26 protein-coding genes are annotated in these 21072 nt (G+C 69.0%); 14 read left to right on the top strand and 12 right to left on the bottom strand.

The genetic code is table 11. The features are described from left to right. The first annotated feature begins 25 nt into the window (after nt 1–25). On the top strand, nt 26–1879 hold the full coding sequence (pknB, locus tag ABT061_RS07990; RefSeq protein ID WP_350913955.1) for a Stk1 family PASTA domain-containing Ser/Thr kinase: 1854 nt from the start codon (nt 26–28) through the stop codon (nt 1877–1879). A 178-nt stretch (nt 1880–2057) separates the two neighbouring features. On the opposite strand, the gene ABT061_RS07985 is transcribed toward pknB, so the two are convergent. The 3 genes from ABT061_RS07985 to ABT061_RS07975 are packed head-to-tail and all read right to left on the bottom strand — an operon-like array spanning nt 2058 to nt 3457. Further along, nucleotides 2058–2630, bottom strand: coding sequence for an anthranilate synthase component II (locus ABT061_RS07985; RefSeq protein WP_350913953.1), 573 nt, complete (start codon nt 2628–2630; stop codon nt 2058–2060). After that, nucleotides 2630–2785: a hypothetical protein gene (locus ABT061_RS07980; RefSeq protein WP_350913951.1), complete on the bottom strand. Its 156-nt coding sequence runs from the start codon at nt 2783–2785 to the stop codon at nt 2630–2632. The genes ABT061_RS07985 and ABT061_RS07980 overlap by 1 nt, the downstream gene beginning before the upstream one ends. Nucleotides 2786–2824: 39 nt before the next feature. After that, complete coding sequence (locus ABT061_RS07975; RefSeq protein ID WP_350913950.1) at nt 2825–3457, bottom strand: class E sortase; 633 nt, start codon at nt 3455–3457, stop codon at nt 2825–2827. Between the two features lie 212 nt (nt 3458–3669). Here ABT061_RS07975 and ABT061_RS07970 point away from each other — a divergent pair, with 212 nt between their 5' ends. Beyond that, the gene (locus tag ABT061_RS07970; RefSeq protein ID WP_350913948.1) at nt 3670–3915 is read left to right on the top strand and encodes a cell division protein CrgA; all 246 of its coding nucleotides are present in this window, start codon (nt 3670–3672) and stop codon (nt 3913–3915) included. Nucleotides 3916–3964: 49 nt separating this feature from the next. On the opposite strand, the gene ABT061_RS07965 is transcribed toward ABT061_RS07970, so the two are convergent. Both ABT061_RS07965 and ABT061_RS07960 read right to left on the bottom strand, forming a co-directional pair. Further along, complete coding sequence (locus ABT061_RS07965) at nt 3965–4840, bottom strand: rhomboid family intramembrane serine protease (RefSeq protein WP_350913946.1); 876 nt, start codon at nt 4838–4840, stop codon at nt 3965–3967. A gap of 151 nt (nt 4841–4991) precedes the next feature. After that, nucleotides 4992–5528 (bottom strand): peptidylprolyl isomerase, encoded by a 537-nt coding sequence (locus ABT061_RS07960; protein ID WP_350913944.1) that lies wholly within the window; start codon nt 5526–5528, stop codon nt 4992–4994. Between the two features lie 206 nt (nt 5529–5734). Here ABT061_RS07960 and ABT061_RS07955 point away from each other — a divergent pair, with 206 nt between their 5' ends. Continuing rightward, nucleotides 5735–6283, top strand: coding sequence for a hypothetical protein (locus ABT061_RS07955; protein ID WP_350913942.1), 549 nt, complete (start codon nt 5735–5737; stop codon nt 6281–6283). A gap of 163 nt (nt 6284–6446) precedes the next feature. Next, entirely contained in the window at nt 6447–7538 is a 1092-nt protein-coding gene (locus ABT061_RS07950) for an Rv3169 family protein (RefSeq protein ID WP_350913940.1), read from the top strand. Nucleotides 7539–7675: 137 nt separating this feature from the next. On the opposite strand, the gene ABT061_RS07945 is transcribed toward ABT061_RS07950, so the two are convergent. Further along, a complete protein-coding gene (locus ABT061_RS07945) occupies nt 7676–8248 on the bottom strand; it encodes a hypothetical protein (RefSeq protein ID WP_350913939.1) in 573 nt (190 codons plus the stop codon). Nucleotides 8249–8372: 124 nt separating this feature from the next. On the opposite strand from ABT061_RS07945, the gene ABT061_RS07940 reads away from it, so the two are divergent. The 3 genes from ABT061_RS07940 to ABT061_RS07930 all read left to right on the top strand — a co-directional run bounded on the left by ABT061_RS07940 (nt 8373) and on the right by ABT061_RS07930 (nt 10870). Continuing rightward, nucleotides 8373–9041, top strand: coding sequence for a response regulator transcription factor (locus tag ABT061_RS07940; RefSeq protein ID WP_350913937.1), 669 nt, complete (start codon nt 8373–8375; stop codon nt 9039–9041). A gap of 1 nt (nt 9042) precedes the next feature. Next, complete coding sequence (locus ABT061_RS07935; RefSeq protein WP_350913935.1) at nt 9043–10410, top strand: sensor histidine kinase; 1368 nt, start codon at nt 9043–9045, stop codon at nt 10408–10410. Between the two features lie 64 nt (nt 10411–10474). Continuing rightward, nucleotides 10475–10870, top strand: coding sequence for a Rieske (2Fe-2S) protein (locus tag ABT061_RS07930; RefSeq protein ID WP_350913933.1), 396 nt, complete (start codon nt 10475–10477; stop codon nt 10868–10870). A 133-nt stretch (nt 10871–11003) separates the two neighbouring features. Here ABT061_RS07930 and ABT061_RS07925 read toward each other — a convergent pair whose 3' ends face one another. Both ABT061_RS07925 and ABT061_RS07920 read right to left on the bottom strand, forming a co-directional pair. Then, nucleotides 11004–11444, bottom strand: coding sequence for a hypothetical protein (locus ABT061_RS07925; protein WP_350913931.1), 441 nt, complete (start codon nt 11442–11444; stop codon nt 11004–11006). Further along, on the bottom strand, nt 11441–12142 hold the full coding sequence (locus ABT061_RS07920) for a PadR family transcriptional regulator (RefSeq protein WP_350913929.1): 702 nt from the start codon (nt 12140–12142) through the stop codon (nt 11441–11443). Before ABT061_RS07920 ends, ABT061_RS07925 begins: the two co-directional genes overlap by 4 nt. A 403-nt stretch (nt 12143–12545) precedes the next feature. On the opposite strand from ABT061_RS07920, the gene ABT061_RS07915 reads away from it, so the two are divergent. After that, complete coding sequence (locus ABT061_RS07915) at nt 12546–13418, top strand: L,D-transpeptidase family protein (RefSeq protein WP_350913926.1); 873 nt, start codon at nt 12546–12548, stop codon at nt 13416–13418. A 58-nt stretch (nt 13419–13476) separates the two neighbouring features. Here ABT061_RS07915 and pip read toward each other — a convergent pair whose 3' ends face one another. Next, the gene (gene pip, locus ABT061_RS07910; protein WP_502991390.1) at nt 13477–14463 is read right to left on the bottom strand and encodes a prolyl aminopeptidase; all 987 of its coding nucleotides are present in this window, start codon (nt 14461–14463) and stop codon (nt 13477–13479) included. 7 nt (nt 14464–14470) lie between these two features. Here pip and ABT061_RS07905 point away from each other — a divergent pair, with 7 nt between their 5' ends. After that, the gene (locus ABT061_RS07905; RefSeq protein WP_350913922.1) at nt 14471–14935 is read left to right on the top strand and encodes a MarR family winged helix-turn-helix transcriptional regulator; all 465 of its coding nucleotides are present in this window, start codon (nt 14471–14473) and stop codon (nt 14933–14935) included. Between the two features lie 12 nt (nt 14936–14947). Here ABT061_RS07905 and ABT061_RS07900 read toward each other — a convergent pair whose 3' ends face one another. Beyond that, on the bottom strand, nt 14948–15826 hold the full coding sequence (locus tag ABT061_RS07900; protein WP_451955949.1) for an SCO6745 family protein: 879 nt from the start codon (nt 15824–15826) through the stop codon (nt 14948–14950). Between the two features lie 108 nt (nt 15827–15934). Here ABT061_RS07900 and ABT061_RS07895 point away from each other — a divergent pair, with 108 nt between their 5' ends. Next, nucleotides 15935–16513: a CGNR zinc finger domain-containing protein gene (locus tag ABT061_RS07895; RefSeq protein WP_350913918.1), complete on the top strand. Its 579-nt coding sequence runs from the start codon at nt 15935–15937 to the stop codon at nt 16511–16513. A gap of 162 nt (nt 16514–16675) precedes the next feature. Further along, a complete protein-coding gene (locus ABT061_RS07890; protein WP_350913916.1) occupies nt 16676–16924 on the top strand; it encodes a cell division protein SepF in 249 nt (82 codons plus the stop codon). Nucleotides 16925–17003: 79 nt separating this feature from the next. Here the strand turns inward: ABT061_RS07890 and ABT061_RS07885 are convergent, their stop codons facing one another. Beyond that, nucleotides 17004–17324: a hypothetical protein gene (locus tag ABT061_RS07885; protein WP_350913914.1), complete on the bottom strand. Its 321-nt coding sequence runs from the start codon at nt 17322–17324 to the stop codon at nt 17004–17006. A gap of 156 nt (nt 17325–17480) precedes the next feature. On the opposite strand from ABT061_RS07885, the gene ABT061_RS07880 reads away from it, so the two are divergent. From ABT061_RS07880 to ABT061_RS07870, 3 genes are all read left to right on the top strand, one after another. Further along, nucleotides 17481–17969 carry a MarR family winged helix-turn-helix transcriptional regulator gene (locus tag ABT061_RS07880; protein ID WP_350913911.1) on the top strand — a complete coding sequence of 163 codons (489 nt, stop codon included), beginning with the start codon at nt 17481–17483 and terminating at the stop codon, nt 17967–17969. A gap of 74 nt (nt 17970–18043) precedes the next feature. After that, nucleotides 18044–19519, top strand: coding sequence for an MFS transporter (locus ABT061_RS07875; RefSeq protein ID WP_350913908.1), 1476 nt, complete (start codon nt 18044–18046; stop codon nt 19517–19519). A 160-nt stretch (nt 19520–19679) separates the two neighbouring features. Continuing rightward, a complete protein-coding gene (locus tag ABT061_RS07870; protein WP_350913905.1) occupies nt 19680–20132 on the top strand; it encodes an SSI family serine proteinase inhibitor in 453 nt (150 codons plus the stop codon). A 19-nt stretch (nt 20133–20151) separates the two neighbouring features. On the opposite strand, the gene ABT061_RS07865 is transcribed toward ABT061_RS07870, so the two are convergent. Then, on the bottom strand, nt 20152–21003 hold the full coding sequence (locus tag ABT061_RS07865; protein WP_350913903.1) for a DUF72 domain-containing protein: 852 nt from the start codon (nt 21001–21003) through the stop codon (nt 20152–20154). Nucleotides 21004–21072: the final 69 nt, after the last annotated feature.

Here is a 21072-nt window from a genome sequence, read left to right as displayed (position 1 = left end):
TGAACGGTAAGGGACAGTGCAGGAAATGACTCAGCCCCGACGCCTCGGCGATCGCTACGAGCTTGACGGCGTCGTCGGGCGTGGCGGCATGGCCGAGGTCTATCGCGCCCGAGACATCCGGCTGGATCGGATCGTCGCCATCAAGACCCTCCGCGCTGACCTGGCCAGGGATCACATCTTCCAGGCGCGGTTCCGCCGGGAGGCTCAGTCCGCCGCGTCGCTGAACCACCCGTCCATCGTCGCGGTCTACGACACCGGCGAGGACGTCTCAGAGGGTGCGCCCGTTCCCTACATCGTGATGGAGTACGTCGACGGCCGCACGCTGCGCGACCTGCTCCGGGCCGACCGGCGGTTGCTGCCCGAGCGTGCCGCCGAACTGGTCGACGGGATCCTTCGGGCGCTGGACTACAGCCACCGTGGCGGCATCGTCCACCGGGACATCAAGCCGGCGAACATCATGATCACTCGCAACGGCGACGTCAAGGTCATGGACTTCGGCATCGCCCGCGCGATGGCCGACTCGGCCGCGACCATGACACAGACCGCCCAGGTGATCGGCACCGCCCAGTACCTCTCGCCGGAGCAGGCCAGGGGCGAGCGGGTCGACGCCCGCAGCGACCTCTACTCCACCGGTTGCGTGCTGTACGAGCTGCTGACCGGACAGCCCCCGTTCACCGGCGACTCGCCCGTCGCGATCGCCTACCAGCATGTGCGCGAGGAGCCGATCCCGCCGTCGCAGATCGACCCCGACATCCCCCAGTGGGCCGACGCCATCGTGCTCAAGGCGATGGCCAAGGACCCGGCGCACCGCTACCAGAGCGCCGGGGAGATGCGGGCCGACATCCAGCGGGCGATGTCCGGCATTCCGACGGACGCCCAGACCATGGCGCTGTCCAACAACTACGGCTCGGCCACCCGGACGATGCAGGCTCCCGGGCCCGGCGGCCCGGCCACCCAGCGCACCACCGCCGTCCCGGCGTACGAGTACGGCGAGGAGGGGGGCGGGCGCACCGGCGAGCGCGGCCGGCGTCGGCAGCAGAGCAGCAACACCGCGGTCAAGACCGCGGCGTGGATCCTCATCCCCCTGCTGGTCATCGGTGCCTTCATCGGCGTGGGCTACATGTTCCTCAGCTCCCCCGGCACCCCCACCGCCTCGGGCAAGGTGAAGATCCCTCCGCTGGCCTCGCAGACCATGGAGGCGGCGACCAAGGCGCTGACGGACCTCGGCCTGAAGGTGAAGACGGTCCAGGCGTTCGACGAGGAGATACCGAAGGGTTCGGTGATCGACACCGAACCGGCGGCCGACACCGAGGTGGACGAGAACACCGAGGTGACGCTCAAGGTCTCCAAGGGCGTCGAGAAGGTCGAGGTGCCCTCCGTGCTCAACATGACCGCGGAGGACGCCAGGCAGACCCTTGAGGACGCCGGCTTCAAGGTCAGCCTGCAGAGCAAGCCCTCCAGCCGGAAGCAGGGCATCGTCTTCGAGACCCTGCCCGAGGCGGGCAAGAAGGCCAACAAGGGCAGCACCGTGCGAATCTACGTGCCCAAGGAGGCGGTGGAGGTCCCGAGTGTGGTCAACCTCACCGTCGGGGACGCCAAGAACATGCTCAAGGAGGCGGGCTTCAAGTGGAAGGTCGTCGAGCAGCCGAGTGACCTGCCCAAGGACACCGTGCTGAGCCAGTCTCCCGAGGCGGGCGGCAAGTACCAGCCGGGGACGACGATCACGCTGATCGTGTCGAGCGGGCAGGCGCCCCAGCCGACCGAGCAGCCGACCTACCCGTCCGACGAACCGACCATTCCCGACGAGCCGACGGACGACACGCCCACGCAGCCCGACGACGGCACCATCTTCGACGAGTCGCCGCCCGACGGGACCTGACCCGGAACACCTGGCGAGCAGATGAGAAGGCCCCCGTGATCGCGGGGGCCTTCCTCGTTCCCCGTGACCTTCCGGCATCGCCTGTGCGAGAGCCCGGAAACGGGGAAGAGTCCTTCCGCCACTCGGGGGCGATGGCGGAAGGACTCTCACTGGTCAATCGCCCAGGAAGGGCGCCGCGTTACAACAATCTTTCCAGCCAGTTTCCGAGCAGCCGATGACCGTGTTGGGAGATCACCGACTCGGGGTGGAACTGCACACCCTCGACGGGGGCCGTACGGTGGCGCAGGCCCATGATCACACCGTCACCGGTGGTCGCGGTCACCTCAAGGATCTCAGGAACCGTCTCGGGCAGGACGGCCAGCGAGTGGTAGCGCGTCATGGTCGTCGGCGACGGCAGGCCGGCGAAGACGCCGCGCCCGTCGTGCGTGATCGCACTGGTGCGGCCGTGCACCAGTTCGGGGGCCCGCGAGACGGTCGCGCCGTGGGCGATGGCGATGGCCTGGTGCCCCAGGCAGACGCCGAGTAGCGGGATGCCGTGGGCCTCGCAGTAGCCGACGAGCGGGACGCTCACACCCGCGTTCTCCGGGGTGCCGGGGCCGGGGCTGATCAGAACCCCGTCGAAGCCGGCGGCGTCCTCGACCCTGACCTGGTCACGCGGCCGCACGTCGCAGGTGGCGCCGAGCTCACGGAGGTACTGGACGATGGTGTGGACGAAGCTGTCGTGGTTGTCCACGACCAGGACGCGGCTCATCAGCCCACGCCGGTCGGGTCGAGGGAGATGCGGGGTTCGATCCAGGGGAACACGAAATACCAGAGTACGGCCGCGACCAGGGCGACCAGTACGGCGGCGGTGAACACCCTGACCGCGAGGTTTCCGGGAAGCAGCCGCCAGATCCAGCCGTACACGAGACTCCTTCTCCGGGTTGTCGGGGTTGGTCGCCGGGGCTATTCGGGTCGTCCGAGGCGGTCCTGGCTCCGGTCCAGCGCGCCGAAGACGACGAGCCGCTGGGCGGCCGAGTACTTCGGGTGGCAGGTGGACAGGGTGATCGTCGCCCTGGTGGGCGTCTTCCCCGGCTGGTCGGGGACCGGGGCGATGACGCCGAGCTCGGTGGGGTCGACGACGCGCCTGCCGGTGACCCGGTAGGTGTAGCGGGCCTCGCGGGCGTCGACCACGATGTGGTCGCCCCGCTGGAGCTCGTCGATGCGGCCGAAGGGGGCGGCATAGGTGGTCCGATGGCCCGAAAGAACGAAATTACCGATTTTTCCTGGCATGGCGGTTCCGGGGTAGTGACCCGGTCCCATCCGCAGCCGGTCCTGGTCGACGCCCTCCACGACGGCGTACCGGTAGTCGTCGCCGAGCCTGGGAATCGACAGCAGCGCGACCGCCCCGCCCAGCCGGACCGGGCCGGGCCCGTGCCCCTGGCCGGCCTTCCCACCCTCGATGAGCTGCCTTTGCAACAGCACCTGCTGCTCCGCGGTGTATGAGCCGGTGCCCCACAACAGGTAGGCGCAGAAGAGCAGGATGACCAGGCCGGCGGTGATGCTCAGATCGCCCATGACCCTCAACACGGCTCTCACGAAGGGCAAGGCTAGCCACGGGACACCCGCCCGGCGGGAACGAATCACGGGTCCGGCAGAACATTTGCCGCAGTATGGTGCCTCACGGAATCGCCATGGCCCACCTGCGCGGACTATCCTTACACGGGACTTCACCCACCAGCGACTACGCTAATCGACATGGCCTGCGCACGGTCCGGATCGCGCAGGGTTGACGCAGGAGAAGAACCCCAGTGCCCAAGCCCAAGACTCGCAAGAAGCCGGTCTACACCCCGCCGCAGACCGCACAGCAGATCAAGATCAGCCCGCGCTGGCTGGCGCCGGTCATGGTGACCTGCTGGATCGTCGGCATCCTGTGGATCGCCGTCTACTACGTGGCGCCCACCGCGCCCGTTCTCGGCGCCCTCCAGAACTGGAACCTGCTGGTCGGGTTCGCCTTCATCATCCTCGGTGTGATCCTGTCCACCCGCTGGCGTTAGCCTTTTCCACAGGCATTATCCACACCCTGGGGAAGCATCAGGGTGTGGATCAACCGTAGATGCCGAGTTCGGCCTGGACGGCGAACGGCGGCAACGCCAGCACCAGCGCGACCAGAACGACCAGCATCGCCGCGCAACCTCCCCACTGGACGGCGTTGCGGTTCCTGGCCGGGGCGAAGGCGAACACCGCCGCGACCAGGGAGCCGGCGATCAGGCCGCCGAGGTGTCCCTGCCAGCTGATGCCGGGGATCACGAAGGTGATCACAGCGTTGATGCCGATCAGCCAGAGCACACCCTGGACGTTGTAGCCGAGCTTCCTGCCGAGCACGAACAGCGCGCCGAACATGCCGTAGATCGCGCCCGAGGCGCCGACCGCGGCGATGCCGAACAGGTAGACCGCGACGGACCCGCCGATCGCCGCGAGGAGATAGAGCGTCAGGAATCTGGCCGAGCCGAGGCGCCGCTCCAACTCGGGGCCGATGACGTAGAGAGCCCACATGTTGAACACGATGTGGGTCAGGGCCCAGCCGCCACCACCGAGCGGCATGTGCAGGAAGGCCCCGGTGATCAGGCGCCACCACTCACCGTCGTAGGCGACGGCGTAGGAGTTCATCGTGAAGTTGGCCAGCACCCAGTCGGTGCGCACGGTCTCGGCGAAGTAGGCCAGGACGTTGAGAACCAGCAGCGCCCAGGTGACCCGGGGCGTGACGACCGCCCGGCCGCCGAACACCGACTGCGCCTGCCGCATGCCCCTGTTGCCCTCCGCCACGCACTCGGGGCACTGGAAGCCCACCGCGGCCTCGCGCATGCAGTCGGGGCAGATGGGGCGCTCACAGCGCTGGCAGCGGACGTAGGTCTCACGCCCTGGATGCCGGTAGCAGTTGGGGACAACGGTGTCGGGGTCGCTGGACGGCTGGGTGGTCATGGTCTGTGGCTGGCCCCTTCGCGCGTTCTGTTATCCCCAGACTGCCAGCCTATTCACGATCCCGAGTGCCCGTACACACATAAACGGCGGCTGAGCGACGCCGGCCGGAAACGCGAACGGCGGCCTCCGCAGGAGGCCGCCGGGCGAGAGATCAGCTCTGCACGCGCTCGATGGTCACCGATTCCAGGACCACGGGCTCGGTGGGACGGTCGCGGGCGTCGGTGTCGGTCTTGGCGATGGCGTCCACGACGTCCTGACCCTGGATCACCTCACCGAAGATGGTGTGCTTGCCGTTCAGGTGCGGCGTGGGCACCACGGTGATGAAGAACTGGGAGCCGTTGGTGCCGCGGCCCATCTGGATGCCCGCGTTCGCCATGGCGAGCAGGTACGGGCGGTTGAAGTAGAGGTCCGGGTGGATCTCGTCGTCGAACTTGTAGCCGGGACCGCCGACACCCTGACCCAGCGGGTCGCCACCCTGGATCATGAAGCCCGAGATGACCCGGTGGAAGATGGTGCCGTCGTACAGCTTGGCGGTGGACTTCTGGCCGGTCTCCGGGTGCACCCACTCGCGGGTGCCCTCGGCGAGCTCGACGAAGTTGCGCACGGTCTTGGGCGCGTGGTCCGGGAAGAGCTGGACCTTCACGCTCCCGCGATTGGTGTTGAGGTTCGCGATCAACTTCTCAGCCATGATCGGACTGCCCCCTTCAGGTTGTGGCAATGCCTATGCAACGTATTGCTTTTGTAGCGCTTTGACGATTTCGGCCGGAGCCGATCCCTCATGCATCCTCCCACGGGCCGTCATGATTGAGCCGTCTTCGAGCGGGAAGGGGTGGCGTCGGGGCCCCAACGAATGGGGAGGTTGTTGTGCCTCTAGCACTGTTTGGAAAGCGCCACATGAAGATCGTGGCTCCGGAAAGGCGGCTGCGCCACGCGAAGGCTCAGGCTGTCCTCGTCGTGGATCGGGTCAGCCCGCTGGCCAGCCAGGCCCGCGACGTGGCCGGCCAGGCCTTTGAGATGGCCGATCATGCTCGCAACGTGGCCGGTGAGAAGATCATCGTCGCACGCGGGTGGGCGGCACCGAGGCTTGACGCCGCCGCGCACTCGATCGAGGAACAGCTCGCGCCGAAACTCAGCGCCGCGCTGTCCCAGGCTGCCGCGAGGATTGATCCCAAGCCCACCAAGTCCCGCGGATGGCCGATGGTCCTGCTGGTCACCGGCGTCGCGATCGGAGCGGCGGGCTACGCGCTGTATCGCAAGAACGCCGACCAGTGGGCGGACACCCTGAAGGACAGCACCTCCGACGCGTCCCAATGGGTGGGACACAAGATGGGGGCGACGGCGGGCAAGGCCTCCGACGTGACGGACGACGCCACGTCGAAGGCCGAAGAGATCGGCGGCAGGGCCGACGCCAAGGCGGAGCACACGTCCAAGAAACTGCCCTAGCGGTACGACGTACCCGGGTCGGCCGACCACGGCGTACGTCACCTGTCAGCGGTATGGCCCGCGCCTTCGAAGGCGCGGGCCATACCGCTGTGCGGACCGCGCGCCATTGACCGATTCACCAAGCGCTTGTTAGAACGTGTTCCTGAGACAGAAGGAGCACCCGATGACGCTGTCGCCCCTCGACGACCATCCCGTACACCAGTCACCCGAGGTGATGCGACACGTCACGACCTCGGACCGTAACTTCTACGACCGGTACTACTTCAACTGTCACGCCGGATCCGACGAGCTGATGCTCATCGTCGGCCTCGGGCAGTATCCCAACCTCGGGGTCACCGACGCGTTCGCCTGCGTACGCCACCGGAACCTGCACCGCGTGGTCCGGGCCTCCCGGGAACTCGGCGACGACCGGATGGACACCCGGGTCGGCCCGTTCCGGGTCGAGGTGATCGAGGGACTCAGGCGGTTGCGGGTGGTGCTCGACCCCACCGAGCACGGCCTCTCCTTCGACCTCAGCTGGGAGGGCACCATCCCGGCCACGTTGGAGCCCCGGCACTTCTTACGCCGGCAGGAGCGCGTGCTGTTCGACTCCTCCCGGCTGGCCCAGACCGGCAGGTGGAGTGGGCACATACTGATCGGCGACGAGCGCGTCGAGGTAACCCCGGACCGCTGGCAGGGCACCCGCGACCGCTCGTGGGGCATCCGCCCGGTCGGCGAGCCCGAGCCCCCCGGCATCCAGGCCCGCGACGCCGGTACCTTCTACTGGCTCTACACCCCGATCCAGTTCGACGACCACGCCATCCTGTGCATCGTCCAGGAGGACGAGAAGGGCCGCCGGGTGCTGGAGGAGGCGGTGCGGGTGTGGGGGTTCGGCACCCCGAGGCAGGGCGAGGAGGAGTATCTCGGCCGTCCCGAGTACCGTCCGACGTACGCGGAGGGCACCCGGGACGTACGAGAGGCGACGATCTCCTTCTCTCCGCCGGGTGGCAAGCCCTTCGACGTGCACTGCACCCCGATTCTCCCGGTGCACCTGATGGTGGGCACCGGATATGGCCTGGAATCGGACTGGAGGCACGGCATGTACCAGGGGCCGGAACCGGTGGTCCAGGGCGTCACCCACACCCTTCCGGAGGACGCCGCCACGATGTGGGGCCTGGTCGACGCGGTCGGCCGCTTCGAGTACGACGGCCACGTCGGTTACGGCCTGTACGAGTACTGGGCCCTGGGCCCGCACCCGACCTTCCCCGAGGGCTGAACCGCACCGGCCCCCCAACACGGTACGGCCTCCCGGGACGCTCCCCGATCGTCCCGATCGGCTGCGAGCCGGCCGGAGTCACTCCCGCACGGGTTTCCCCGGCCGGCTCGCAGGTCTTTGGGATCACCCCCGCGGAGCTACTCCTTCTTGGCGCAGGTGACGACGGGGGCGCCCTCGGCGGGCGTGCTCGTGACCTTGAACGCGGCACCTCCGGGCCCCTCGGCCCCCTCGACCTTCTCGGCCTTCCTGGCCCCCTCGACCCTCTCGGCCCCCTCGGAGACGTCATCGAGGATCACGGTCATCGCCACGGCCTCCGGGGCCCCGGGCACCGCAGGCACCGAGGGAGCGGCCATGACCTTGACGTCCTTGCCGGGAGTCACGCCCTCGGGAAGCGGAGGGAGCACCTTCGCGTCCTCCCCTTCCGCCCGGGTGCCCCTGAAGACCTTGACCTGGCCGCTCGGCACCCCGGCCTCATCGGCCCGTACCAAGGGCGCGGCGGGCGACGATCCGGCCTTCGCCAACTCCTTGATCTCGGCCTCGGTCAGCCGGCGCGTTATCAGGGTCGCCTGGCCGCCACCCTCACACTGGATCTGCACGGTGCCCTCCTTGGGACCCGGCGTGGGCGTGTCGTCGGCGTTGGCGGCCCCGGTCAGGGTGGCCATCAGTGCCCCCGCGGTCACCACGGCGGCGGCGAGCATGCGGATACGCATGGGTGTTCTCCTTGTCAGGCGGATCTGGAGATCACAGACTCCCGCCCGCTGCCTGAACCCAGCCTGAAGGCGGCAGAAATCATCTTCAGGTTGGCTTTAGGCGGAGTGCGGCACTCTGAGCGGTATGCGTGTGCTGCTGGTTGAGGACGAGAAACGTCTGGCCCATCTGCTGAAGGATGGGCTGGCGGGCGAGGGATTCGCCGTCGACGTGACGTACGACGGGCGCGACGGGTTGTGGATGGCGACCGAGAACCCGTACGACGTGATCGTGCTGGACGTCATGCTGCCCCGGATGAACGGTTACACCGTCTGCGCCAGGCTCCGTGACGCGGAGAACTGGACGCCGATCCTGATGCTCACCGCCAAGGACGGGGTGCACGACGAGGCCGAGGCCCTGGACACCGGCGCGGACGACTTCCTGTCCAAGCCGTTCTCCTACGTGGTGCTGCTGGCCCGGCTGCGCGCGCTGGTACGCCGGGGCGGCCATGCCAGACCGGTGTCCATCGTGGTCGGCGACCTGACCGTCGATCCCGCGGGGCTCCGCTGCCGCCGCGGGGAGGTGAACATCCCCCTCACCCCCAAGGAGTTCGCGGTGCTGCACGGCCTGGCGCGCAGGCAGGGCGAGGTGGTCTCCAAGAGCGAGCTGCTGGCCCAGGCGTGGGACTTCTCCTACGACGGCGACCCGAACATCGTGGAGGTCTACATCAGCGCGCTCCGCCGCAAGATCGACTCTCCGTTCGGCCGCTCGTCGCTGGTGACGGTGCGCGGCGCCGGCTACCGGTTGGAGGCCTGAGGTGGCGTCGCGTCTGTCGGTGCGGCTCCGGACGACCCTCGCGGCCACCGCCATCGTCGCGGTCGCGCTGGGCGTGGCGGCCGCGGTGCTCGTCGGCGTGCTGACCGGGAGCCTGGCGCGGAGCGCCTCCAACGAGGCCGTCCGCCGTGCCGACGCCACCGCCAAGGTGCTCGCCGGCGGCGTGGCGGTCGCCGGAAAACCCGCCGATGTTGTCAGTCTGGCGAGGACGACTCTCCTCGACCCCGACGTCAAGATCCTCACGTACCCCGCACCGCTGGTTTCCGAGCTTTCGGTCCGAAGCCCGGCCGCCACCGCATCGCCCGGGGAAAAGCCCCCGGTAGTCGTGCGGGACTTCCAGGGCGACACCGCGGCCCAGCCCGCCGAGGTGGCGCAGTGGGCGCCCGGAGACGACTTCGCCCTGGCCACGATGCCCGTGGACGCCGCCGACGGCGTGCTGGTCGTGCAGGCCAGGGCGTCGCTGGAGCCGACGGGAGACGCGCTGCGGGCACTGTGGGGCCTGCTGCTGCCCGGCATCCCCGCGCTGCTCCTGCTGGTCGCCGTCCTGACCTGGCTCGCCGTCGGCCGGGCACTGGCACCGGTCTCGGCCATCCGTACCGAGATGGCCGACATCACCGCCAGCGACCTGCACCGGCGGGTCCCCGTACCGCGGTCGCGCGACGAGATCGCCCGCCTCGCCGAGACCATGAACCGCACGCTCGACCGCCTCGAACTGGCGGTCAGCCGGCACAAGCGCTTCGTCGCCGACGCCGCCCACGAGCTCCGCAGCCCGCTGGCCATCCTGAGGACGCGCCTTGAGCTGGCACCGCCGGGGCCGCTGGCGGCCGAGGCGCTGACCGACGTGGAACGGATCCAGGTGCTCACCTCCGACCTCCTCCTGCTCGCCCGCCTGGACGCGGCAGAGCCCGTCTGCCACGAGGAGGTGGACCTCGGCCAGGTGACCGCCGAGGAGGCGGCCCGATCGCGGCCCAGGCCGGAGATCAGGGTGACGCTGGAGGTGGCGGCCGACACGGTGGTCCTCGGCTCGGCCGGGCAGTTGCGCCGCCTGGTGGCCAACCTGGTGGACAACGCCGTACGTCACGCGGACTCCGCGGTCACCGTCCGGCTGGCATCCGACGGCGGTGAGGCGGTGCTCGACGTGTGCGACGACGGCCCCGGCATCCCCGCCGAGCACCACGAGGCGGTCTTCGACAGGTTCACCCGGCTGGACGAGGCCAGGGACAGGGACGCGGGCGGATCGGGCCTCGGGCTGGCCATCGCCAGGGACATCGCGGTACGGCACGGTGGCAGCCTGCGCATCGCCGGGGAGGATCGCGGAGCCTGCCTGCAGGCCCGCTTTCCTGTGATATGAACCACACACGCGATCCATTCGTCCCCCCGGGAGGCCCGCCATGCCCACCCCCACCCGTCGATTAATGATCTTCCGAGGCCTCGCGGGCGGCGCCGCCGCCGCGATCGCGTCGGCCGTCGCGTTGGTACGCCCGGCCGAGGCGGCCGAGGAGGCCGAGGCGGCCGGAGAGACCGCCGGCCCCGTGCTCGCCAAGACCAGCAGCATCCCCGTCGGCGGTGGCCGGATCATCAACGGCAGATGGGTGGTCACCCAGCCCGTCAAGGGCACCTTCCGCGCCTTCAGCGCCAAATGCACCCACCAGGGCTGCGCGGTCGCCACCATCCGCGGCGGGATCATCAACTGCCCCTGCCACGGCAGCAGGTTCCGGATCGCCGACGGCTCGGTGGCCAGAGGGCCGGCCACCCGGCCGCTGGCCCGCAGGAAGATCAAGGTCTCCAAGGGCGTCATCCGGCTCGGCTGATCGGCCGGTGCTCCTCTGGATCCCGTACGGGGATGTCTTCGTGACGTCCGCGAGCATCCCGTGCGCCCCAGAGGGGCACATCCGGCGTTCTCCGGCTCTCACCGCGGGAGCCGGTACCGGAAACGCCGTACGCTCAGAGCAGGCGTGTACGGCAGCCCAGTTCATCGCCGATCCGCCGGAGTCCCGCGGTGAAACCGTCGCGCGTGCTCCTGTCGAAGCCCATGAAGAAGCGGTTGGCGAGCGGCACGCCCCACCGTCCCCAGGTCGCGACGTTGCGGACCCGGTGGGTGAGCAGGGCGCCCTCCGAGTGCGGCTCGACGGCGTACTCCCCGCGGTACCACCAGCCGCCCTGGAAGGCGATGGTGTGTTCGCCTACCTCGACGGTCATGGTGTGTATCGGCGTGCTGAGGGTGAACCGCTCCGGGCCGCCCGCCACGACGCCGCCGTGCTCCGCCAGCAGCCAGACGTTGTCCGCGCCGACGGGTCCGGGACGCACGGCCAGCAGCAGCCGCTCCACCCGGCCTACCGGGGCCTCGATCACCCCGGCCGCCTCGAACAGCGGAGTGGACTTCACAGTGAGCTCCCAGGGGTGTTCAGCCGTGCGACGTCGTCTCCGGAGAGACCGGGCGGTTCTTGGTCCTTCTCCTGCTCTTCGCGCGGATGGGGCGATTCATCGTCCTCGTCGATCCAGCCCGGCAGCTCACGGTTGAGGCTGCCGGTCCAGGTGATCTCGCCCGACTCCAGCCGGACGAGGAGACCGCGTACCCAGTCGAGCTCGGCGGCGCGCAGGGCGCGTTCGCATTCGAGCTCCAGCAGGAGCACCGGGGGCAGCCCACTCTCGGTGAGCCCTTTCAGACTGGCGTCGGCCGCGACGACCCTCCCTTCGAGGGTGGCCGCCCTGACCCGCAGCGCCCGCTCCACCTCGGCCTTCGGCAGGCACCCCATCAGCGAGATCGCCGCGGTGAAGGTGAGGCTGTCGGGCCCCACCTGCTCAAGCAGCCGCCGCAGCCGGGTGGCGAGCTCCGCCCTGCCCTCATCCGTCAGCTCGTAGACGGTGCGCTCCGGTCTCCGCCCCTCCCTGCTGGTCTGGACAGCCGCGATCAGCTCGTCCCTGACCAGACGGTCGACCGCGTGGTAGAGGCTGCGCGGCAGCCCGGTCACGTAGTCCTTGTGGGTGTCGACGACGAAGCGGTGCATCTCATAGGGGTGGCTCGGCCGGACCGAGAGCAGCGCGAGCACGGTCAGCCGGACCAGATCGACGCCCCGTGCCATGGCCACTCCCCACGCTCCGTGTAGTGCAAAATTCTTTATTGCAATCTGCACTATATAGGTACACCGCACGCCGTACCAGACCCTGCGTTCTCGTACGGCTCGCGAGCGGGTCGGCGGGAGCGAGGACCGGCGTTCAGGTTCCGCGCTTCTCGTACGCCCCAGGGCGCACCCGCACGCGAGCGCGAGCGGTGCGCGGCAGTGCACCGTTCGCGCTCAACGGCTCCGAAAATATCTTATATAGGTCCCTAAAATCATCACATAACATCACCTGAAAACACATATCTGTTTTCTCGGGAAAATCCCTCCACATTAACCGTCGGGTCGCACGTAGCGGTATAACTCTTACTTTCTGGCAAGCGGCATTACAGGGTTAATCCCTCCTGCCAGCGGATAGGCGTCACATATGCGAAGCACCGTCCACCGCTCCCTGATCGCAGGCGCCATCTTCGCCCTGGCCACAACCCTCCCCATCGGCGTCGCGCACGCCGCGATCGACCCCTCCCCGGATTTCCAGCAGGCCCCCCTTCCCGACCAATTCACGATCCTCAAAATGGGCAGCAGGGGAATCGAGGTGCATAATGCGAAGAAAAGGCTTAGAGATCTGGGCTTCACCCCGGGAAATCTCAGCTCCACGTATGATTCCGCGCTGCGCATGACCGTATGGGCCTTCCAGAAGGCCAACGGGTTGAGGCCCGTCGACAGGATCGACCTGCCGACCTGGCAGGCCCTCCTACGCCCCAGGCGCATCAGGCCCCTGGTGGGGTACGGAGGGCCCGAGCGGGCCGAGATCGATCTGCGACGCCAGCTCCTCACGGTGTGGAAGGAAGGGAAACCCGTGCTGGTGACCCATATCTCGACCGGTGCCCGCATGTCGTACTGCGAGAAGGGCCACTGCGGGTTCGCCGACACCCCGGTCGGCGACTACCGGGTCGGAGCGCGGGTCCCCGGCTGGTCCACCGGGATCCTGGGATCGATGTTCTACTCCGTCTACTTCAACGGCGGCATCGCCATCCACGGCTCCACCCTCGTTCCCCGCTTCCCCGCCTCCCACGGATGCGTCCGGGTCCCGCTGCACAACGCCGTCCCCCTCTACCGGCTCCTCCAGCCGGGTGATCCGGTGTACGTCCGCCGTCCCGAGGTCCGCGTCGAACGCCGCCCGGAGGCTCACCCGGAACGCCCCCGGCTAATCCCCAGGGCTCGGCACCCCGAGGCCCCCCGTATTCCGCGCGGACACGCCACGTCCGCACGCCCCGCGCACGGCTCGCGGGGAAGGTGAGACCTCAGCTCGGCGAATCCTGGGCCGCTCCCGTACCGGCCGCCGGCCTTTCGCGTGCTCAGGCGGCGAAGGCGTCGAGGGCTGAGAGGATCTCCGTCCTGAACGTGTCGCTGCCGGTGTGCCCGGAGTCGTCGACCACGACCAGCCGGGCGTCGGGCCAGGCCTGAGCGAGTTGCCATGGCGTGTCGAGCGGTCCGCCCAGGTCCAGGCGGCCGTGGACGAGTACGCCGGGGATCCCGGCCAGCCGTCCGGCCTCGCGCAGCAGGACCCCCTCCTCCAGCCAGGCGGCGTTGGAGAAGTAGTGCGCGCAGATCCGTACGAAGGCCAGCAGGGCGGCGGACGGCCGGTCGCTGTAGGCGTTCGGCGTGCCGTTGGGCTCCAGGGAGATCACCGCGTCCTCCCAGGCGGTCCAGTCGCGCGCCGCCCTGGCCCGCACCTCGGGATCGGGGTCGGCCATGAGCCGTGCGTAGGCCGCGAGCAGGTCACCGTCGCGGTCGGCCTCGGGGACTCCCCGCCTGAACCGCTCCCACTCCTCGGGGAAGAACCGCCCGACCCCCCGGTAGAGCCAGTCGATCTCGGAGCGGCGCGTCATCGTGACGCTGGCGACGACCATCTCCGACACCCGCTCGGGGTGGGTCTCGGCGTAGGCGAGCATCAGCGTGGAGCCCCACGATCCGCCGTACAGCAGCCACCGGTCGATGCCGAGGTGCTCGCGCAGGCGCTCCATGTCGGCGACCAGATGATGGGTGGTGTTGGTGCTCAGGTCGGTCGCGGGGTCGCCGGCGTGCGGCAGGCTGCGGCCGCAGTTGCGCTGGTCGAACAGGACGACCCGGTACCGCGAGGGGTCGAAGAGGCGACGGTGGCCGGGCCCGCACCCCGACCCGGGGCCGCCGTGGACGACGACCGCGGGCTTGCCGGCGGGGTTGCCGCAGACCTCCCAGTAGACGAGGTTGCCGTCACCGGTGTCGAGCAGGCCGTGCTCGTGGGGCTCGATAGGGGGGTACAAGGCGAGTTCCTCTCCGGAGATATAACAGCACTGGTACATTAGTGGCATGTCAACTCCCGAGCTACTCGGTACGCGGCTGCGCCATCTCCTCGACCAGCTGGACGCGGGGGTCGCCGCCGTCTACAGCGACCTCGGCCTGGACGGCTTCCGCCCGCGCTACACACCGATCCTGCGAACACTGGCGACCACCGGGCCCAGCTCCATCCGCGACCTGGGCAGAGCGATCGGTGTCACGCATTCGGCGGCCAGCCAGACGGTCGCGCAGCTGGCCAAGGAGGATCTGGTCACTCTCACCCCCGGCGCCGACGCGCGCCAGCGGATCGTCAGGCTGACCCCCAGAGCCGAGTCACTGATGCCCCTCCTCGACAAGGAGTGGGCGGCGACCAGCGCGGCGGCGGCCGAACTGGAGGCTGAGCTGTCCTACCCGCTGAGCAGGCTCGTCGACGAGGCGCTGGAGTCGCTGAGCAGGCGGCCGATGCGGGACAGGATCGCCGGGGCGGTCGATCTGTAGACCGGGCCGTCCCTATTCCGGCGCCCGCACGCTGCCGATGCCCAGGGTGCTGACCATCGGCAGCATCCCCGACTCGAACACCGCGCCCAGCAGAGGCTGGTTGAGCAGGGCCAGCCGTTGGGCCGACTCGGTCCCGAGCGCGCGCCACGGCCCGGCGGCCAGTTCGTCGGTGATCCGCTCGACCTGGTCACGGAGCGCCTGGCCCGCCGGGGTGGCGACCCCCTCCGCGTCGACCAGGCCACGGGTGGCCAGCCGGTCGCGGGCGGCCGCCCATTCCTCGTCGCTCCAGCCGCGGCCCGCGAAGTTGCTCACCGGTGCGGCCCCGATCGCGGCGAACGAGACCAGCGCCTCGCACCCGTCCAGTTCCGCGGTCGCCAGGGCTGCCAGGTGCCCGTCGCCCCTGTGCTCACGCAGCACGGTGTAGGCCTGCCAGAGCGCCAGGTGCGGCTCCTCGGGCCAGGGCAGATCGAGGTTGGCGGCGGCCAGGGGCCGGTGGACGACCTCGGCGCTCTCGGCGGCCCTGACGGCCAGCTCGGCCGCCTCGGCCAGCTCGGGCGTGGCGACCTTGTCACCGAGGAGGGTGCGCAAGGTGCGGTCCACCGCCCGCAACCGGGCCTGGAGCACCGCCTCGGGCCGCGCCGTGGCCCAGATGCCCGGCACGTGCTCGGCGACGGCCGCCGGGCTGAAGCTGTAGTAGGTGCCGGTGACCAGCTTCGGCCCGGCGGCACCGAGCGGCGCCGTACGCCAGGCGAAGTAGCTCGGCCAGCGCGACTCGATGTCGTAGCCGAGCCGCGCCGCCTCATCGAAAGCCTCGGGGGAGAAGTAGAGCGACGCGTGCACCGGCTCGATCTGGTGCCACATCTGCCGTGCCAGCTTGGAGAACTCCGACATCATAAGCCCCGTTCATCACTACCTATGTAGAATATGACAGTGACAATAGATCCTTGGCGCATCACTCGTCAACCTCAAATAGACAGTTACGTCGGTAGCAGGATCGAGTTGGCCGCTCTTCTGGTCAACCGCCTCACCGCCACCTCGGCACACGGCCGCGAGGTCACGCCACCGGCCTCGAGCGCCGAGCGACTGGCCGCGATCAACAAGGAGGGCGTCGTGACCGACCGGGCTCCGCGTGCCCTCACCGTCGCGGAGGCGGATCGGCTGGCCGGGATCGCCGCCCGGCTACGGCCGGCGTTCGGCGCGGGCGAGACCATCACCGAGGTCGCGGCCGCACTCAACGATCTGCTGGTACGGCACGCCGCCGTCCCCAGCCTGCGCGTCGATCCGGGTCAGCCCCACCGGCTGGCCTTCCACCGGCCCGACGCGCCCCTCGTGGACGCCTGGGCGGCCGACATGGGCACGGCGCTGGCCATGGTCATCGGCGTCGGCCAGGCCACCCGGCTCGGCGCCTGCCAGGCCGACGGGTGCGACCTGGTCTTCTTCGACACCACCCGCAACGGCTCGCGCAGATTCTGCGACCTGTCCTGCCAGAACCGGGCCAAGGCCAGCGCCTACCGCGCCAGACGGCAGGCCGCCCGCCACCCCGCGCAGGACGCGACGTCCGGCACGGACCCCGGATAGATCCTGATTCGGGGTGTGGGCCGCTCGCGGCGGAGCACGGGCGACGGCCGAGCCCGCCGAGCATGTACGCCCCGCGTGGATGACCGGAATCTTCGCCGCGACGCGTGACCACCGATTCAGCAGAGGACTTGACGGTCACCGCGGGCGGTGGAGACTGATGCGGTGATTAAAACACTGTGTCCCCGGGACTACAACGAGGCCCTCTACGTGGGGCATTTCTTTCGTACCGGTACCCCCGTGGTGATGGACCTCACCAAGCTGCCGGACAGCGAGGCCAAGCAGTTCGTGGATTTCGCCGCCGGCCTGGTGTTCGGCAGGGGCGGGAATATGGACCGCCTGTCTCCCAAGGTGTTCCTGCTGATGCCTCGCGGAATGGCCGAGCGGCCATCGGCCGCTCACGAGGCGCGGTAGGCAGCCGACCCGGCGGCGTGCTCCCCGCGAGTTCCCGCGACCGACCACCGTCGATCGCTCCCGGGCAGACCGGCGGTCATCACCCGGAGGCATCGGCCAGAGCGATCGCTCGCAGCAGCCCGCAGAGATGCGCGAGATCATGCCACAGGATCACGGGTTCGTCCGGTGCACGAGCGAGCAGAGCGTGAATCTCGTCGAGGTCGTCACTTACCTGACCGACCCCTATCTCCGCGGCCGGGTCATTCGACATGTCGAAAGCCGCCGCAAGGGACAGGTCCCAGTAGTAGTCCACCGCGAGTGATTCCAACTCAACGTGTTCGCCGTATTGCCTCTCCACCGCGTCGAGCAGTAGAGCACATGCCCGACGGAGATCGGCAAGGCCAAGAAGCATGTCGCTCATGTGAGTCATCGTCGCAGGAAATGCACTAATTATCGTGCGGATATTCTCTCACTGACTATCGAAAGCGAACTTTTCCGTCAGGCACAGCGATCATCTGGCGGCCGTCAACAACCTTTGCAGATAATCCAGAACAGAACTAATCGCTATGCTGGGGACATGACCGCCATGGCACCCACCCGCACCGAGCCCGATCTGTCGTTCCTGCTGGACCATGCCGGCCACGTGCTGAGAACCCGGATGGCGGCGGCGCTCGCCGAGATCGGGCTGACGGCGCGGATGCACTGCGTGCTGGTGCACGCCCTGGAGGAGGAGCGCACCCAGATCCAGCTCGCCGAGATCGGCGACATGGACAAGACCACGATGGTGGTCACGGTGGACGCCCTGGAGAAGGCGGGGCTCGCCGAGCGCCGCCCGTCCAGCACGGACCGGCGGGCCCGGATCATCTCGGTCACCGAGAAGGGCGCCGAGGTCGCACGGCAGAGCCAGGAGATCGTCGACGGGGTGCACCGGGCGGCACTGGGATCGCTGCCCGCCGATGAGCGCGAGGTACTGGTACGGGCCATGAATCGCCTGGTGACCGGCCATCTGGCCGTCCCGGTCGAGGCGCCGCAGGCGGTCCGGCGGGCACGGCAGCGGGCAAAGTAGATCCACAAAGGATCGTCTACAACAAAACTATCTGCTACGGTCACTCCTGTTCCCTTCCGGACAGGAGATGACCCATGCCGCAGACCCTGCCTTCGCTCCAACCAGCCCGATCACGCTGGTCGGCACTCGCCGTGCTGTCCGCCGCGGCGCTGATGACGATCCTGGACGGCAGCATCGTGACCGTGGCGATGCCGGCCATCCAGCGGGATCTGGGCTTCTCACCCGCCGAGCTCAGCTGGACCGTCAACGCCTACCTCATCGCCTTCGGCGGGTTGCTCCTGCTGGCCGGTCGGCTGGGTGACCTCATCGGCCGTAAGACCATGTTCCTGGCGGGCAACGCGGTCTTCACCGTCGCGTCGCTGCTGGCCGGAGTGGCCGCCGGGCCCGGCATGCTGATCGCCGCCCGCTTCCTACAGGGCGTCGGCAGCGCCATGGCCTCCGCGGTCGTGCTGGGCATCCTGGTGACGCTGTTCACCGAGGCCGGGGAGCGCGCGAAGGCGATCGGCGTCTTCAGCTTCACCGGTGCCGCCGGAGCCTCGATCGGCCAGGTTCTGGGCGGAGTTCTCACCGACGCGCTCAGCTGGCACTGGATCTTCTTCATCAACCTGCCCATCGGACTGGCCACGATCGCACTGGCGATCAGGGCACTACCGGGCGAGCGGGGGGCGGGGCTCGCCGCCGGGGCCGACGTCCTCGGCGCCGTGCTGGTCACCGGCGGGCTGATGCTGGGCATCTACACCGTAGTCAAGATCGAGCAGTACGGCTGGCTCGCGACGCACACCCTCGGCCTCGGCGCGGTGTCGCTCGCCCTGCTGGCCGCGTTCCTCATCCGTCAGGCGACCGCGAGGACCCCGCTCATGCCACTGCGGGTCTTCCGCTCGCGCAACGTCTCCGGTGCCAACCTGGCCCAGATGCTGGCGTTGTCCGCCATGTTCGCCTTCCAGATCCTCGTCGCGCTCTACATGCAGAAGGTCCTCGGCTACGGAGCGCTCGACACCGGCCTGGCGATGCTCCCCGCGGCGACGGCCATCGGCGGCGTGTCCCTGTTCGTCTCCGCCCGGCTCAACACCCGCTTCGGCGAGCGCGCCGTCCTGCTGGCGGGCCTGGCGCTCCTGCTCGGCGCGATGGGCTGGCTCACCCGCGTCCCGGTCGACGCGAACTACGTCACCGACCTGCTCCCGGTGATGCTGCTCATCGCGGGTGGCGGGTTGGTGCTCCCCGCGCTGGCCACGCTCGGCATGTCCGGTGCCGGGGCCGACGACGCGGGCCTGGCCTCCGGGCTGTTCAACACCACCCAGCAGGTCGGCATGGCCACCGGCGTCGCGGTACTGTCCACGCTGGCCGCCTCGCGTACCGAGGAACTGCTGTCCGCCGGCGAGAGCCAGGCGGCCGCCCTGACCGGCGGCTACCAGCTGGCCTTCGGCACCGCCGCCGCTCTGCTCGTGGCCGCCTTCACCGTCGCGCTCATCGTGCTGCGGCAGCCCAGGCCGGACACCGCCCCCCAGGACGAGCCCTCCACCGCACCGACGGTCCGGTCCGGGATCGCCTGATCACCACCGCGGCCGGTTCGGCCCCGGCTCCGGATGTGCCTCCCCCGGCTTTACCCTCGCGGAATCTTGACCCGCACCTGGAGGGTCGGTACTTGGTCTCCTCGTCACCGCTGGTCACGCTGGGAGCGTCGAACACCACGTGAGCTGGGAGATGGTCTGGATGAAGCGGCTTACGAAGTGGATGGTCCTCGGTTCGGCGTTCCTCGCTGCGACGGCCACGCTCAGTGCGTCACCCGCCGGCGCTGATTCACTCGGTGACCCCAGGCCGGGTGCGTCCAATGTGCCGGGAGACGAGTTGTCAGCCCGGGCGCTGGTGCTGACGCTCACTCAGGGGGCGACCGTCCTGCCGTCGACTCGGGCGGTGGTGTTGCAGTGTTCACCGGTCGGCGGAGGGACGCACCCGAGAACACGGGAGGCGTGCACGGCTCTGGAACCCGCGAGTGGCGACGTGCGTAAGTTCAAGCCCGCGGCGGGGCTGGTCTGCCCACTGATCTATGAGCCGGTGACGGTGTCGGCGGTCGGTGTGTGGAAGAGCCGGTTCACCATGTCGTCTCAGACCTTCGGGAACAGCTGCCAGATGCGCAATGCGCTCGGAGCCGTGGGCAGCTTCTGACCACGCTGAACCTGCGCGGTCAGAAGAGGGTCAGCGGCTCGGTCGGCATGGGCTCGGGCAGCGGCTCGACCTCGGGCAGCCGGGCCCGTACGTCGTCGTGAAAACGACGGGCGAGCATCGGCGCATCGGCGTTGTCGGGGGTATGGATGAACACGGTCGGCGAGCGGCCCTCACGTAGCCATTCGGTGACCGTGTCGATCCACTGCCGCCAGCCCTCGATCGTGCGCTCCGTGGCGTCCCGGCCGAGGTAGCGCACGATCGGACGGTCGGTGAGCGCGACCGACCGGCGCGGCACACGCGGTTTCTTCGTCCACGCGTCTCGTTCGGCGTCACTGGTCGGAGGGCTCTGGAAGAGGGTGACGGTGTCGAAGGGAACCCACTCGGCACCAACACCGGCGAGAACCCTTTCGAGAAGCCGTTCGGATCGCTCGTCGTCGAAGAACGCGCGGTGGCGGACCTCGACGGCGCATCTGTACGAGCGGGGAAGCCTGCGCAGAAAGCCCGCCAGGGTGCCGAGGTCGGTCGGAGCAAATGATCCCGGCAGTTGGATCCAGAGGGCGTGAGCGCGGGGCCCGAGTGGCTCGATCGCCTCCAGGAACGATCGAAGTTCCTCCTCGACGCCGGTAAGGCGCCCCTCGTGCGTGATCGACTTGGGCAGCTTGACCACCAGGCGGAAGTCCGGGCCGGTCTGCCGCGCCCACGACTCCACCGTGCTTCGCGTCGGTGTCGCGTAGAACGTCGTGTTGCCCTCCACCGCGTTGCACCAGGTCGCGTAGGCCCGCAGGCGCTCCCCGACCGGGAGCGGATGAGGCAGAAAACGCCCCTGCCATGACTTGAGAGTCCACATCGCGCATCCCACATGAAGCCGCATGACCTCGACGCTATCCAAGGCCGGTAGGAGAGAGAACCGGCAGCAGGACTGAAAGGACTCCCCACCCGG

The sequence above is a fragment of the Streptosporangium sp. NPDC002544 genome (genome assembly GCF_040295965.1).
GTDB lineage: Bacteria > Actinomycetota > Actinomycetes > Streptosporangiales > Streptosporangiaceae > Streptosporangium.
Note: the sequence above shows the minus strand (reverse complement) of the source record. Positions and strands in the feature narration are given on the sequence as shown.